Genomic DNA, 14,379 nt, shown 5'->3' with positions numbered 1-14,379 from the left:
CGAAACAGGTCGCCCGTCCGGCGGCCGCCCTGTCGAGGTCTGGGTCTCGACAGGGCGTCCGTCCGGGCGGGCGTCCGGCGCGTCAGGCGCTCCGTGTCACCTCTCGATGTCACCGCGGATGAAGGCCTCCAGCTGGGCCCGGCCCGCGGTGTCCTCCATCTGCACGGGCGGCGACTTCATGAAGTAGGTCGCCGCCGACAGGATCGGGCCGCCGACGCCGCGGTCCTTCGCGATCTTGGCCGCCCGCACCGCGTCGATGATGATGCCCGCGGAGTTGGGGGAGTCCCACACCTCGAGCTTGTACTCCAGGTTCAGCGGCACCTCGCCGAAGGCGCGGCCCTCGAGCCGCACGTAGGCCCACTTGCGGTCGTCGAGCCAGGCGACGTAGTCCGACGGGCCGATGTGGACGTTGCGGTCCTCCTTCTTGCCGGCCAGGGGGCCGGTGAGGTTGGACGTCACGGCCTGCGTCTTGGACAGCTTCTTCGACTCCAGCCGGTCGCGCTGCAGCATGTTCTTGAAGTCCATGTTGCCGCCCACGTTGAGCTGGTAGGTGCGGTCGAGGACGACGCCGCGCTCCTCGAACAGCTTGGCCAGCACGCGGTGTGTGATGGTGGCGCCGACCTGCGACTTGATGTCGTCGCCGACGATCGGCACGCCGGCCTCCTCGAACTTCGCGGCCCACTCTGGGTCGGACGCGATGAACACCGGCAGGGCGTTCACGAACGCGACGCCGGCCTCGATCGCGCACTGCGCGTAGAACTTGGCGGCCTCCTCGGAGCCCACCGGCAGGTAGCAGACGAGCACGTCGACCTCGGCGGCGCGCAGTGCGGCGGCGACGTCGACGGCCTCCTTCGTGGACTCGTCGATCGTGGCGCGGTAGTAGTCGCCGAGCCCGTCGAGGGTCGGGCCCCGCTGGACCGTCACGCCGGTCGGCGGGACGTCGGCGATCTTGATCGTGTTGTTCTCGGACGCGTTGATGGCCTCGGCCAGGTCGAACCCGACCTTCTTCGCGTCGACGTCGAACGCCGCGACGAACTCGAGGTCCGACACGTGGTAGTCGCCGAACTGCACGTGCATGAGGCCCGGGACGGTGCTCGCCGGGTCGGCGTCACGGTAGTAGTGCACGCCCTGGACCAGGGACGAGGCGCAGTTGCCTACGCCGACGATGCCCACGCGGATGGAGGTCATCCTCGCTCCTTCTTCGTTTGTTCCTGCTGCGGTGCGGGGCTCTGCGCCGCGGCGCGTCCCCGCTCGGTGGAGATGAGGCTGTCGAGCCAGTGCACTTCGCGCTCGACCTTCTCGAGCCCGAAACGCCGGAGCTCGAGCGCATATTCGTCGAGTCTCGACCGCGGATGGGTCGTGGACTCCCGGAAGGCCTCCAGGCGCTCGGTCAGCCGGGTGCGCCGGCCCTCGAGCACCCGGAGGCGGGTCTCGGCGTCGGTCTGCCCGAACAGCGCGAACCGCACGTCGAAGTTGTCGTCCTCCCAGGCTGCTGGCCCGGCGGTGGCCAGGACGGACTGGAGGTGCTCCTTGCCCTCGGCGGTCAGCTCGTAGACCACCCGACGACGTCCGAGGGGGATGGGTTTGGCGGTCCGGCCGGGGATCCCGGCCTTCCCCTTGCGGGGTGACGACGGCGTCGGCTCGCTCTCGGTGGTCGCGATCAGACCCCGCGTGACCAGGCCCTTCAGGGCCGGGTAGAGCGTGCCGTAAGAGAAGGCACGGAACGAGCCCAGCACCAGGTTGAGGCGCTTGCGGAGCTCGTACCCGTGCAACGGGGATTCGTTCAGGAGGCCGAGGACGGCGGTCTCCAGCACGTCGGACCGACTACGCACGGCGACCTCCCTCCCGGAAGAACCCGGCGGGCCGGGTCAACTTCGTTCTACACGATGTATCGAGTCGATACATCGAGAGAATAAGCACGCCGCCGTCGGCGCGCAATCCGTCGCGGTTGGGCAGGGGTTCCATCGCGGACGTGGAAGAAATGTGAAGTGAGGGCATACGGACTGGGTTGACCATGCGGTGAAATATCCCGCGTGGGGTGATGTGGACGGATCGGGCTACTGCGCTAGAGGGTGAATCCCCTATGGTTTCGGGTGGTCCGCCGTGGCAGGTGCGTCACGCACGCCGGCGGGTCCCCGAGTCCGAACGAGGAAGAGGCTGTTGTGTCGAACTGGAGTCCCCCTCCGATCTGGCCGCAGACACCCCGGCGCCGGGAGGGGATCTGGAACTATCCCCGGCCGTACCGCACCGGGATCCGCGCGTGGGTCCCGTCGTGGCGGTTCGTCGTGGGAACGCTGCTGACCGGCACGTCGCTCGTCGCCGGCGTCCTGATCTCCGCCTGGATCAGCGTGCCCGTCCCGAACGAGCTGGGCACGGTGCGCTCAGAGACGACGACGGTGTACTACTCCGACGGCAAGCCGCTCGGGAAGTTCGCCGCCCAGGACCGCACCATCGTGGCGCTGGCCGACCTCCCGCCCCAGGTGACGCAGGCGATCATCTCGTCGGAGGACCAGAGCTTCCAGACCCACCTCGGCATCAACCCCCTGGGCATCGCCCGGGCGGCGCTCAACAACCTGACCGGTGGCGACCGGCAGGGTGCGTCGACGCTGACGCAGCAGTACGTCGAGAACTACTACGTGGGTGTGGAGTACGCGACGTACTCGTCCAAGCTCAAGGAAGCGATCATCGCCCTCAAGGTGACCCAGCAGCAGTCCAAGAACCAGGTGCTGGAGGGGTACGTCAACACCATCTACCTGGGTCGTGGTGCGTACGGTGTCGAGGCCGCGTCCAAGGCGTACTTCGGGCACTCGGCCAAGGAGATGACCATCTCCGAGTCCGCGTTCCTCGCGGGCATTATCCCGAACCCGACCTACTGGGACCCGCGGCAGGGCGAGGGCGCCGAGGCGCAGGCGAAGGCGCGCTGGGAGCGCACGCTGAACCTGATGGTGGAGCAGGGCTACATCAGCCAGGCGGACCAGAAGGCTGCCGAGTACCCCAAGCTCATCAAGTACACCCAGGGTTCCGGCGACAACCGCACCGCCTACCTGCTGGAGCAGGTGGCCAACGAGCTCGACCGGCAGGGCATCACGGCCGACCAGCTCACCAAGATGGGCTACGAGATCCACACCTCGATCGACCGCAAGATGCAGGCCGCCGCCGCCGAGACCATGAAGCTGCCCGAGGACGCGAGCAAGTTCGCGCGCGCGTCGCTGACGTCGATCGACCCGGCGACGGGCGAGATCAAGGCGATGTACGGCGGCCCGGACTACTCGGTCTACCCGACCAACGCCGCGACGTTCGAGGCGCAGGGCGCGTCGACGTTCAAGCCGTTCACCCTGATCGGCGCGCTGAAGGAGGGCTTCCAGCTCAACAAGCGGTACAGCGCGGTCGACGGGACGGTGATCGAGGGCTGGAAGCAGACGCCGGACGGTCCCGACGTGCCGCTGTACAACTTCAACAACGACTCGTGGAACAGCCTCGACCTGGTCGACGCCACCGCGAACTCGGTGAACGTGGTCTACGGCCAGCTCAACAAGGACATCGGCCCGGAGACGACGGCGCAGGTCGGCTACGACCTCGGCATCCCGCAGGCCGACGACGACCCGGACACCCGTGACTGCTGCGCCATCGGCGGCAACCTGGCCAACGTGCTCGGCACTGCCTACGTGACCAACGTGGACCTGGCGCACGCCTACTCCACCATCGCCGCCCAGGGCTACCGCACCACTCCGCACATGGTGGTCGAGGTGAAGAACGGCGACGAGCTGATCTACGAGGGGTCGAGCGCCGGCGAGGACATGTTCGAACCCGATGTCATGGCCGCGGCGACGTACGCGATGAGCAAGGTCGTCGAGGAGGGGTCCGGCATGCCCGCGCTGGAGCTCGAACGGCCGGCCGCGGGAAAGACCGGCTCCTCGAACGACAACATGTCGGCGTGGTTCGCCGGCTTCGTGCCGCAGCTCACCACCGTCGTCGGCCTCTACGAGTACAACACCGACGCGAACCGGTACGAGCAGATCAAGCCGTTCGGCGGCTACGAGCAGATCACCGGTGGAACCTGGCCGGTCAAGGCGTGGACCGCCTACATGCTCAAGGCCACCGAGGGCATGGACGTCGTGGGCCTTCCCGAGTACACGCCGCCGGCGCCGGAGCCGTCCGCGACGCCGTCACCGACCACGAGCCCCTCCGAGGAGCCCGAGGAGACGGTCGTGGTGCCCGACAACCTGGTCGGCCAGCAGTTCGTGGCCGCGGCGGCGGCGCTCGGCGGTCTGCAGCTCGTGCCCGTGCAGGTGCCCGTGGACAGCGCGGAACCCGTGGGCACCGTGCTCGACGTCGAGCACGCGGGTGAGGAGGTCGACCGGAACTCGGAGATCGAGGTCCAGGTCTCCAACGGGTCCCAGGCCGAGGTGGAGACCACCACGGTGCCGTGGGGCCTGACCAACCGGGAGCAGGGCGACGCCGAGCAGCAGCTTCAGGACGCGGAGCTCACCCCGGTGACCCAGGAGGCACCGTCGGACACCGTGCCCGAGGGCTCGGTGATCTCGGTGGACCCGGGCGAGGGCTCGGAGGTGCCGAAGGGCAGCGAGGTGACCCTCGTGATCTCCACCGGACCTGGTGACGACCCGACCGACGACCCGTCCGGGGACGGTGGAGGCATCTTCGGGTAGACGGGTGGACGGGCTCTGCCGGCGTCGGGTGAAGTACCGGGTGAAAAAGCCCGAAAGGCGCTGGCAGAGCCCGTTGAGACCTGCGTCTCGGACACGGGGCGTACACAGAGAAACCGCGTTTGTGCTACTTGCCGCGAACATCGATCCTCTATCGTTTCGACGGTTCAGTGCCCTCACTGGACCTTGTCCGGTGCTCTCGCTGGACCGATTCGAGGAACGAGGAAGACGTGGCGAACTGGAGTCCCACTCCGATCTGGCCGCAGACGCCCCGACGTAGGCGTGGCATCTGGAACTACCCCCGGCCGCACCGCACGGGGCTGCGCGCATGGATCCCGTCCTGGCGTGTTGTCGTCGGCACCGGGCTGACCATGGTCTCGCTCGTGGTCGGCGTGTTCACCGCCGGCTGGATCGGCTGGCCGGTACCTGACGCGCGCAAGTCGATCGGCTCGGAGACCACCACCGTGTACTACGAGGACGGCAAGGTCCTCGGTAGGTTCGCGGCGGTCGACCGGACGATCCGGACGCTCGACGAGCTGCCCCCGTATGTCGGCCAGGCCGTGATCGCGTCCGAGGACCAGGGCTTCGAGGACCACATGGGCGTCGACCCCTTGGGCATCGTCCGTGCGTTCATCAGCAACGTGACCGGCGGCGGCCGGCAGGGCGCGTCGACGCTGACGCAGCAGTACGTCGAGAACACGTACTTCGAGCCCGGGCAGTCGTCCTACGCGGACAAGTTCCGCGAGATCATCCTCGCCCTCAAGGTGGACAACGAGAAGACGAAGGACGAGATCCTCGAGGGCTACGTCAACAGCATCTACCTGGGCCGTGGCGCCTACGGGTTCGAGGCCGCGGCGAAGGCCTACTTCAACAAGCCCGCGGCCGAGCTCACCGTCTCGGAGACCGCGATGCTTGTGGGCATCATCCCGTCTCCGTCGTACTGGGACCCTCGCTTCGGCGAGGAGTCGAAGGCCGTCGCGGAGCAGAAGTGGTCCCGCGTGCTGCGCAACATGGCCGACATGGGCTACATCACCCAGGAGGAGCGGAAGTCCGCCACCTTCCCCGAGCCCATCGAGTACAAGCCGGTCTCGCGGGCCGGCCAGGTCGGCTACCTGCTGGAGGAGGTCCGCAAGGAGCTCGCCGACCAGGGCATCGCCGAGGAGGACCTCATGAACAACGGTTATGAGATCCGCACGACGATCAACTCGAAGTTCCAGAAGGCGGCGGTCGAGGCGGCGAAGACGATTCCGTACGAGGGGGAGGGCGCAGCGTCCAAGCGGCTCGGCGTCTCGATCGTGTCGATCGATCCCAAGGACGGCGCCATCCGCGCCCTCTACGGCGGCAAGAACTACGAGGAGAACCAGTACAACTCCGCCACGATCGGCAAGGCACAGCCCGGATCGACGGCCAAGCCGTTCACCCTCATCGGCGCGCTCGAGGAGGGTCACGAGCTCAACGAGTACTACAACGGCAACAGCCCGATGCAGATCCCGGGCTGGACCAAGGAGGCGGGTGGCCCCGAGGTGGAGCTCACCAACTTCGGCCCCGAGGGGTCGGGCGGTGAGTCGTACGGCGACATCGACCTGATCGACGCCACGGCGAACTCCGTGAACACGGTGTACGCGCAGCTCAACGTCAAGATCGGGGCGAAGAAGTCGCAGGACGTCGCGATCCGGGCGGGCATCCCCGAGGGGGACACCAACGCCACGCTGTCCAACGTGCTCGGTACGGAACCCGTGCGTGCGGTCGACCTGGCGGGCGCGTACGCCACGTTCGCCGCGCAGGGCACGCGGCACGAGACGCACATGGTCACGTCGGTGAAGAACGGCGACCAGGACATCTACGAGTTCAGCGGCGAGTCGACGCAAGCCATCAAACCCGAGGTGATGGCCAAGGCCACGTACGCGATGGAGCAGGTCGTCAACGAGGGTTCCGGTACGCCCGCGAAGGAGCTCGTGGGCCCCGACGGCACGCAGCGTCCGGTCGCGGGCAAGACGGGGTCGACCAACGAGAACAAGTCGGCGTGGTTCGCCGGCTACATCCCGCAGCTCGCGACGGTCGTCGGGCTCTACCAGACCACGGAGGACGGCGGGCAGGACACCATCACGCCCTTCGGCGAGTGGGCCGGCGGCAGCATCACCGGTGGTACGTGGCCCGTCACGGCCTGGACCCAGTACATGCAGGCCGTGACCGAGGGTATGGAGGTCGAGAAGTTCCCGGAGTACACGCCGCCGGCCCCGCCGCCCTCGCCCACCCCGACGCCGTCCCCGACGCCCACGGTGTCCGACGACCCGAACGAGAAGGTGATGGTCCCGACCAACCTCGTCGGCCAGCAGTTCCCGGCTGCCGCCGCGGTGCTCTCCGGCGCGGGCCTGAACCCGGAGCTCATCGAGGTCCCGAGCGACCAGCCCCCGGGCACCGTCCTCTCCGTGGAGAAGGAGGGCCAGGAGGTCAAGCGGGGCTCGAACATCCGGGTCGAGGTCTCGACCGGACCCGACGAGAACACCGCCACCGTGCCGGGCGGCCTGGTCGGCGGTGACGAGAACAACGCGCGCGGGCAGCTCCGGGCCGCAGGGCTCGACCCGCAGATCGAGTACCAGGCGTCCGAGGACGTGGCCCAGGGCACCGTCATCTCCGTGAACCCCAACGAGGGCGCGCAGGTGCCCGTGGGGACGCGGGTGCAGGTGATCGTCTCGTCGGGTCCGGGCGACATCGGGCTCCCGACCGACGAGCCGACCGGCCCTGGGGGCGGTAACGGCAACGGGAACGGGAACGGCAGCCCGTAACCGTCGTCCTGACGCACACGGCCGAGGGGCCGCCTCCTGCCTGCGGGAGGCGGCCCCTCGGCCGTTCGGCTGCCCGGCGCTGCCCTGTTCGGTGCTGCGGTCGTCGGTGCTGTGGACGGTGTGAGGGGGGTCTCGCGCGCTCGATTCCGCCGTCGTCCACAGGGCGGGTAGGCTTGGCCCTTGCTGTGAACCCTCCTGTCACGGAACGACCGTGACCGCTGAGACCAGAGGAGGTGGGTATACACATGCGTCAGTACGAACTGATGGTGATCCTGGACCCGGAGGTCGAGGAGCGCACCGTTGCCCCGTCGCTCGACAAGTACCTGTCGGTCATCACGACCGAGGGTGGCTCCGTCGACAAGGTGGACATCTGGGGCCGCCGCCGCCTGGCGTTCGACATCTCGAAGAAGTCCGAGGGCATCTACGCCGTCGTCGACTTCACCGCGACGTCGGACACCGCCAAGGAGCTGGACCGCCAGCTCGGCCTCAACGAGGTCGTGCTCCGGACCAAGATCCTGCGCACCGGCGACAAGTAAGTCGTCGGAACTGAACCTCCTACGCCCGCGCGAGTGTCAGTGGTTCGTGGTTGCATTCACCGCGAGCACGGACAACGCGTACGGAACGTCGACTGAATCGAGGAATTGGCATGGCTGGTGAAACTGTCATCACAGTGATCGGGAACCTGACCGGGGACCCTGAGCTGCGCTTCACCCCTTCAGGTGCGGCGGTCGCCAACTTCACGGTGGCGTCGACCCCGCGGACCTTCGACCGCCAGAGCAACGAGTGGAAGGACGGGGAGACCCTGTTCATGCGCTGCTCGATCTGGCGCGAGGCCGCGGAGAGCGTGGCGGAGTCGCTGACCAAGGGCACGCGCGTCATCGCGCAGGGTCGCCTGGTCCAGCGCTCCTACGAGACCCGTGAGGGCGAGAAGCGCACCGTCGTCGAGCTGCAGGTGGACGAGATCGGTCCGTCCCTGCGCTACGCCACGGCCAAGGTCACCCGGGCCCAGCGGTCCGGTGGCGGCGGCTTCGGTGGCGGCGGCGGTGGTGGCTACAACGGAGGCGGCGGCCAGCAGGGCGGCGGCTCCGGTGGAGGATTCAGCTCTTCCGGTGGCGGTCAGAGCAATGACGACCCGTGGGCCACGGCAGGCCCGGCGTCGTCGGGCGGCTCGTTCTCGGACGACCCGCCGTTCTAACCGCTACCCCCAGTTCACCTTTTTTGCTCGCGCGGCCTGCCAGGCCCCGTGAGCAGCACCTGACGAAGGAGCAACACCATGGCGAAGCCTGTGGTGCGCAAGCCCAAGAAGAAGATCAACCCGCTGAAGTCCGCGAAGATCGCCAACATCGACTACAAGGACACGGCGCTGCTGCGCAAGTTCATCTCCGACCGCGGAAAGATCCGCGCCCGTCGCGTCACCGGCGTCTCCGTGCAGGAGCAGCGCCAGATCGCGAAGGCCGTGAAGAACGCCCGCGAGATGGCCCTGCTGCCGTACACGTCGACGGCTCGCTGAGGAAGGGATCGAGAACAATGGCAAAGCTGATCCTGACTCACGAGGTGACCGGCCTGGGCGAGCCCGGCGACGTGGTCGAGGTGAAGGACGGGTACGCCCGTAACTTCCTCATCCCGCGTTCGCTGGCGACCCCGTGGACCAAGGGCGCCGAGTCCGACATCAACGCGATCCGCAAGGCTCGCAAGACCCGCGAGATCGCCTCGCTGGACGACGCGAAGGCCCTGGCCTCCTCGCTGTCCGCGAAGCCGGTCGTCGTCACGGCGAACGCCGGCCCCGGTGGCCGTCTGTTCGGCGCGGTGACCACGGCGGACATCGCCGGTGCGGTCTCCGCTGCCGGTGGCCCGTCGGTCGACAAGCGCAAGATCGAGATCGGTCAGTCCATCAAGACGACCGGTGACTACACCGTGTCGATCCGCCTGCACCCCGAGGTGTCGGCCAAGATCGGCGTCCAGGTCGTTGCCGGCTGAGCTTCGGCCCAGCTGATCGCCTGATCGCGAGAAGGCCCCGGTTCCCCCTGTGGGAGCCGGGGCCTTCTGCTGTGCGGACGGGGCCGCGCTGCGCGCGGCCGCCCGATGTGCGCTTCTACCCCGTCATTACGCCCGGAACGCGGCTGTTTTCGGGCGCAATGACGGGGTAGATGTCACCCCACCGGCGGGGGCGACGGCGGGGTCGGGTTCGGCAGTGCCACCGTCTCGTTCGAGAGCAGCACGTCCAGGGTCAGGGCTGCCGTCCAGGAGAACTGGCGCGTGCCCCGTCCGGCGGCTGTGTCAGGGTCGGTGTACTCGGGGAAACCTTCCGGCGGGGCGACGGCGAAGTGCTCCCGCAGCCGGGCGGCCAGGTCGTCGCGGCCCAGGGGCACGACGGCGCGCAGCAGCAGCCACGACATGTTGAACCATGCCGGCCCCCGCCAGTACAGGGCAGGGTCGAACGCCGGGTCGTCACGCGAGGTGCTCGGCAGGTACCGGCCGCCGCCGAGGAATCCTGGGCCGGCGAGCGTCGCGAGCAGTCGTTCGGCGCGGCCTGCCGCCAGAAGCGAGCCCACGCCGGCGGCCGTTCCCGCCGTCCTGCCCGACGTCGCTGCGCCGGTCCCGGCCCGCGCCTGACCATCGGCGAGGAGCAACGGGACCAGGCCGTTCACCGTCGCCCGGCGCACGGGTTCCCCCGTCGCGTCGTCGAGCGCTACGTAGAGCCCCAGCTCCTCGTCCCACAGGTGCTCGTCCAGCGCGGCGACCACACGGGCCGCGGCCGCCTCGTGCGCCCGGGCCGCCTGTGCACAGGCCGCCTCGTGCGCGCCCGCCCGCGCGTCGCCCCCGCCGTCGGGCGACAGCAGCCCGCCCCCGCCGTCGGGCAATGCCTCCGTCATCCTCGCCAGGGCGAGCTCCGAGACCGCCAGCAGCGTGCTGAACAGGGGACACACCATCGCGAACCCGATCGGCACGTCGTCGGCGCAGCCGGCGTCGCGATAAGCCTCGGCGAGCCGGTAGTAGCGCCGGTAGTCGCGGCTGCCGGGGCGTTCGCCGGTGCCGGCGTGCTGCAGGTCCGGCCGCCGGATGGGCGTGCGCGCCTCCGGTGGCACCCGGGCGAGGGCGGTGTCCCACAGGGGCGAGTTGTCCGTGCCGGTCTCCCACGGATGCTTGGTCACGGGTAGGCCGACGCCGCCCGCTCGGGGCCCGTGCAGGTACCCGTGCCAGCGGACGAGGCGGGGGTACACCCGCGCGAGAAAGCCCTCCCGGGCGGACCCGACCGGGTCGGCGCAGTGCACCAGCCACGCGGCCCAGGCGTGCACCGGCGGCTGCACGAGCCCGGAGGTCGGCGCACCCCAGAACCCGGCGCCGGGGGCGTAGTCGTCGTCACGTTCGACGTCGTAGACGATCTGCGGCACCCGGCCGTCGGGCCACTGGGCGTCGAGGAGGGTGACCAGCTCCGCCCGGGCGCGCGCCGGTGCGCTGTGCCGGGTGCCGATCGCGACGAACGCCGAGTCCCAGCTCCACTGGTGGGGGTACAGGCCCGTGGCCGGGACGGTGTGCCGCCCGGTCCAGTTGGTGTCGAGGACGCGAGCCGCGGCGTCGGCCGCATCTTCCACAAAGTCCTTGTGCATCTTTCGACAGTAGGTTAGACATAAGTGCCAGATCTACTCACTCGATGACGAGGAGAAGTCATGCTCCGGCACCACCGCGCGGCCACTGCCCGCCTGACGATCGCGGCCACGACGGTCGCGGCGGCGGTCCTCACGCTCACCGCCTGCGGCAGCGGCGGCCCCGAGTCCGACGGGATGATCACCGTCTGGACCGTCGAGACGCAGCCCGAGCGCCTCGCGATCCAGCAGGCCGCGATGGACGCCTGGGCCGAGGAGTCCGGCCTGGAGACGGACCTGGTGCCGGTCGAGGAGGACCAGGTCTCCCAGCTCCTGTCCGCCGCGGCGCTCTCCGGCGAGGACATGCCGGACGTGGTCAACGCGATCAGCCCCGGGCTGGTCCGGTCCTTCGACCGGGACGGCTACCTCGACCGGGACGCCGCCGCCGAGGTGGTCGACGCGCTCGGCGCCGACACGTTCACGCCGCAGGCCCTGGAGCTGACCAGCGACGGCGACGAGCTGCTCGCCGTCCCCTCGGACGCCTGGCCGATGATGGTCTACTACCGCACCGACCTGTTCGAGGAGGCGGCCCTGGAGCCGCCCACCACCTACGACGACCTGCGCGCGGCCGCCGAGGAGCTGACGGCCGACGGGCGGTACGGGATCACGCTGTCCACCGACGCGGCCGACCCGTTCACGCAGCAGACGCTGGAGTTCCTGGCCCAGGGCAACGGCTGCGAGCTCGTGGACGACGCCGGGGAGGCGACCCTCGACAGCCCCGCCTGCACCGAGACCATCGGGCTGTACGGCGACCTGGCGGGCGAGTTCTCGCCCGAGGGCTCGCAGGGCGTCGAGTCCACGCGCGCGTCGTACTTCGCCGGGCAGGCAGCGATGGCGGTCTGGTCGTCGTTCCTGCTGGACGAGATGGCCGGGCTGCGGGAGGAGTTCACGCCGTCGTGCGACGAGTGCGCCGACGACCCGGGCTGGCTCGCCGACCACACTGGCGTCGTGCCCGTGGTGGAGGGGCCGTCCGCGGGCGGCGACGGCGGGGACGCCGCCGGCTACGTCGAGTTCGTGTCCTGGGGCCTCACCGACGGCGCGGACCCCGAGACGGCCGACTTCGTGGAGTACATGATGTCCGACGCGTACGAGGACTGGCTGGCCATGGCGCCCGAGGGCAAGGTGCCTGTGCGCACCGGCACGGCGGACAACCCCAGCGAGTACACCGACGCGTGGTCCGGGCTGGAGATCGGCATCGACTCGCGGCAGACGTTCTCCGACGTCTGGCCCGCCGAGGTGACCGACACCCTGGCCGCCGCCCCCGAGTCCGCGGACCGCTGGGCGCTGCCGCAGGGCCAGGGCGCCATCCTGGGCCCGATCACGAGCGAGCTGCCGCTCGCCAAGGCGGCGGCCGACCTCGGTTCGGGCAGCGTCGACGCCGCCGAGGCCCAGGCGACCATGCAGGAGGCGGTCGCCGAGATCGCCGGCCGCGACTGACTATGAGGCGGGTCAAGGAGGGGCGCCTGCGCAGCGGGAGGGGCGTGCCGTCGTCGAAGCTGCGCGGCCGCGAGAGCCGCGACGGGATCACGCTCGTCGCGCCGGTGGTGCTGGTGACGGCCGCGATCATCGTGGTCCCCATCGTGTGGACGGTGGTGCTGTCGTTCCAGGACGCGCGCTACGTGGACGTGGCTCGCAACGGCCTGTTCAACGAGCTCACGCTCGACAACTACGCCGACGTGCTCACGTCGCCGGCCTTCTGGCAGGCGTTGGTGACCACCGTCCAGTACTCGGTGGCGACCACGGTGGGCTCCATCACCGTGGGCCTCGTGGCGGCGCTCGCGTTCCGGGACCGGTTCCGGTTTCGCGCGCCGCTGCGCGCCGTCATGCTCCTGCCGTACGTGGCGCCGGTCGTGGCCACCACGTTCGTGTGGCAGGTCGCGCTGAACCCGCAGTACGGCGTGGTGAACGCGTTCGGCACACAGGTGCTCGGCTGGGAGCACCCGGTCAACTTCCTCTCGGCCGCGCCCACGGCGCTCGGCACCGTGATCGTCTACGACATCTGGCGCTACTTCCCGTTCGCGTTCCTTTTCCTGGGGGCGGCCCTGACGGGCCTCAGCAAGGAGATCGAGGAGGCCGCGGTGGTCGACGGCGCCACACCGCTGCAGCGGTTCTGGTTCGTGGTGCTGCCGCAGCTCCTGCCCACGGTGGCCCTGCTCGTGCTGTTCCGCATGGTCATGGCCTTCAACGAGTTCGACGACGTCTACCTGCTCACCGGCGGCGCCGCGGGCACGCAGGTGGCCTCGGTGCGGGTGTTCGAGCAGCTCACCGGGTCGAGCGACATCGGCGGCGCCAGTGCGACGGCTGCGGTGATGGCTGTGTTCCTGGGGGTCGCGCTGGCGATCTACCTGCGGCTCACGGCCCGGCAGCGGGAGGAGACGCGATGAGCGCGGTGTCCGTCCAGAGCAGCGTGCTGCGGGTGCTGCGCGTCGTCGTCATCGTGGCCCTCGTCGCGGCGACCGTGCTGCCGTTCGTCTACATGCTCAGCCTCAGCTTCGTGCGCATCGACGACCTGCTGCGTGACCCGCTGCGGGTGCTGCCGCAGCTCGACCGCATCACCACCGAGACCTATCGCGCCGTGCTGGCCTCCGAGGAGGACGGCGGCTACGGGTTCGGGCGGTTCATGCGCAACTCCGCGGTCGTCGCCGTCGCGGCGTCCGCGCTGACCGTGGCGCTGGTGGTGCCGGCGTCGTACGCGCTGACGCGGCTGCGGTTCGCCGGGCGCTCCCAGGTCTCGTGGCTGTTCCTGGCCGTGTACCTGTTCCCGACGATCATCATCGCGGTGCCGGTCTTCGTGGGCTTCCAGGTGCTGGGGCTCGGGTCGTCGCTGGTGGGACTGGTGATCGCGTACGTGGCGCTGACCGTGCCCGTCTCGGTGCACATGCTGCGCAACTACCTCGCGGGCATCCCCGAGTCGATCGACGAGGCGGCGGTGATCGACGGCGCCTCCCGGTTCCAGATCATGACCCGCATCACCGTGCCGCTCGCGATGCCGACCATCATGTCGACGGCGCTGTACTCGTTCATGATCGCGTGGAACGAGTTCCTGTTCGCGCTCCTGTTCCTGTCCGCCAAGCAGGACCTGTGGACCGTGTCGCTCGGGCTCACCCGGCTCGCCGACGGGCAGGAAGTCTCGAAGACGGTTCTCATGGCGGGCAGCGTTCTCCTTACCGTGCCGATCGTGATTCTGTATGGAGTGGCCGAGCGTGCCCTCACCGAGGGACTGACCGCGGGGGCAGACAAGGGCTGATCGGCCCGGGAGCGACAAGGGCCGGCCGGCCGACAAGG

Annotated in this window: 12 protein-coding genes; 9 read left to right on the top strand and 3 right to left on the bottom strand. The window is 69.4% G+C overall.

Annotation, left to right across the window (positions count from 1 at the left end):
• Positions 1 to 96: 96 nt before the first annotated feature.
• Both ACFV9Q_RS15365 and ACFV9Q_RS15360 read right to left on the bottom strand, forming a co-directional pair.
• Entirely contained in the window at positions 97 to 1,188 is a 1,092-nt protein-coding gene (locus ACFV9Q_RS15365) for an inositol-3-phosphate synthase (protein ID WP_377235111.1), read from the bottom strand.
• Entirely contained in the window at positions 1,185 to 1,832 is a 648-nt protein-coding gene (locus ACFV9Q_RS15360; protein WP_377231887.1) for a PadR family transcriptional regulator, read from the bottom strand. The genes ACFV9Q_RS15365 and ACFV9Q_RS15360 overlap by 4 nt, the downstream gene beginning before the upstream one ends.
• 453 nt (positions 1,833 to 2,285) lie before the next feature.
• Between ACFV9Q_RS15360 and ACFV9Q_RS15355 the strand changes: the two genes are divergently transcribed.
• From ACFV9Q_RS15355 to rplI, 6 genes are all read left to right on the top strand, one after another.
• Positions 2,286 to 4,667 (top strand): transglycosylase domain-containing protein, encoded by a 2,382-nt coding sequence (locus ACFV9Q_RS15355; RefSeq protein WP_377235110.1) that lies wholly within the window; start codon positions 2,286 to 2,288, stop codon positions 4,665 to 4,667.
• A 227-nt stretch (positions 4,668 to 4,894) separates the two neighbouring features.
• Positions 4,895 to 7,450 (top strand): transglycosylase domain-containing protein, encoded by a 2,556-nt coding sequence (locus tag ACFV9Q_RS15350; RefSeq protein WP_377235109.1) that lies wholly within the window; start codon positions 4,895 to 4,897, stop codon positions 7,448 to 7,450.
• 245 nt (positions 7,451 to 7,695) lie between these two features.
• Complete coding sequence (gene rpsF / locus ACFV9Q_RS15345) at positions 7,696 to 7,986, top strand: 30S ribosomal protein S6 (protein ID WP_285101724.1); 291 nt, start codon at positions 7,696 to 7,698, stop codon at positions 7,984 to 7,986.
• Between the two features lie 110 nt (positions 7,987 to 8,096).
• A complete protein-coding gene (locus tag ACFV9Q_RS15340) occupies positions 8,097 to 8,645 on the top strand; it encodes a single-stranded DNA-binding protein (RefSeq protein ID WP_020013533.1) in 549 nt (182 codons plus the stop codon).
• Positions 8,646 to 8,723: 78 nt separating this feature from the next.
• On the top strand, positions 8,724 to 8,960 hold the full coding sequence (rpsR, locus tag ACFV9Q_RS15335; protein WP_020013532.1) for a 30S ribosomal protein S18: 237 nt from the start codon (positions 8,724 to 8,726) through the stop codon (positions 8,958 to 8,960).
• Between the two features lie 17 nt (positions 8,961 to 8,977).
• On the top strand, positions 8,978 to 9,427 hold the full coding sequence (gene rplI / locus ACFV9Q_RS15330) for a 50S ribosomal protein L9 (protein WP_377217594.1): 450 nt from the start codon (positions 8,978 to 8,980) through the stop codon (positions 9,425 to 9,427).
• Between the two features lie 173 nt (positions 9,428 to 9,600).
• Here the strand turns inward: rplI and ACFV9Q_RS15325 are convergent, their stop codons facing one another.
• Entirely contained in the window at positions 9,601 to 11,058 is a 1,458-nt protein-coding gene (locus ACFV9Q_RS15325) for a hypothetical protein (RefSeq protein WP_377235108.1), read from the bottom strand.
• A gap of 60 nt (positions 11,059 to 11,118) precedes the next feature.
• Between ACFV9Q_RS15325 and ACFV9Q_RS15320 the strand changes: the two genes are divergently transcribed.
• The 3 genes from ACFV9Q_RS15320 to ACFV9Q_RS15310 are packed head-to-tail and all read left to right on the top strand — an operon-like array spanning position 11,119 to position 14,341.
• A complete protein-coding gene (locus tag ACFV9Q_RS15320; protein ID WP_377235107.1) occupies positions 11,119 to 12,531 on the top strand; it encodes an ABC transporter substrate-binding protein in 1,413 nt (470 codons plus the stop codon).
• Positions 12,532 to 12,575: 44 nt separating this feature from the next.
• Positions 12,576 to 13,478, top strand: a complete 903-nt coding sequence (locus ACFV9Q_RS15315) for a carbohydrate ABC transporter permease (protein ID WP_377235106.1) — start codon at positions 12,576 to 12,578, stop codon at positions 13,476 to 13,478.
• Positions 13,475 to 14,341: a carbohydrate ABC transporter permease gene (locus ACFV9Q_RS15310; protein ID WP_377231421.1), complete on the top strand. Its 867-nt coding sequence runs from the start codon at positions 13,475 to 13,477 to the stop codon at positions 14,339 to 14,341. Before ACFV9Q_RS15315 ends, ACFV9Q_RS15310 begins: the two co-directional genes overlap by 4 nt.
• The last annotated feature ends 38 nt before the right edge of the window (positions 14,342 to 14,379 follow it).

The organism is Promicromonospora sp. NPDC059942, from assembly GCF_042731755.1.
Taxonomy (GTDB): Bacteria; Actinomycetota; Actinomycetes; order Actinomycetales; family Cellulomonadaceae; genus Promicromonospora.
This window is presented reverse-complemented; position numbering and strand designations above follow the sequence as displayed.

Coding starts and splice junctions, on each gene's coding strand:
- ACFV9Q_RS15365 (WP_377235111.1), bottom strand. CDS start 1,188: ATGACCTCCATCCGCGTGGGCATCGTCGGCGTAGGCAACTGCGCCTCG.
- rpsF (WP_285101724.1), top strand. CDS start 7,696: ATGCGTCAGTACGAACTGATGGTGATCCTGGACCCGGAGGTCGAGGAG.
- ACFV9Q_RS15340 (WP_020013533.1), top strand. CDS start 8,097: ATGGCTGGTGAAACTGTCATCACAGTGATCGGGAACCTGACCGGGGAC.
- rpsR (WP_020013532.1), top strand. CDS start 8,724: ATGGCGAAGCCTGTGGTGCGCAAGCCCAAGAAGAAGATCAACCCGCTG.
- rplI (WP_377217594.1), top strand. CDS start 8,978: ATGGCAAAGCTGATCCTGACTCACGAGGTGACCGGCCTGGGCGAGCCC.
- ACFV9Q_RS15325 (WP_377235108.1), bottom strand. CDS start 11,058: ATGCACAAGGACTTTGTGGAAGATGCGGCCGACGCCGCGGCTCGCGTC.
- ACFV9Q_RS15320 (WP_377235107.1), top strand. CDS start 11,119: ATGCTCCGGCACCACCGCGCGGCCACTGCCCGCCTGACGATCGCGGCC.
- ACFV9Q_RS15310 (WP_377231421.1), top strand. CDS start 13,475: ATGAGCGCGGTGTCCGTCCAGAGCAGCGTGCTGCGGGTGCTGCGCGTC.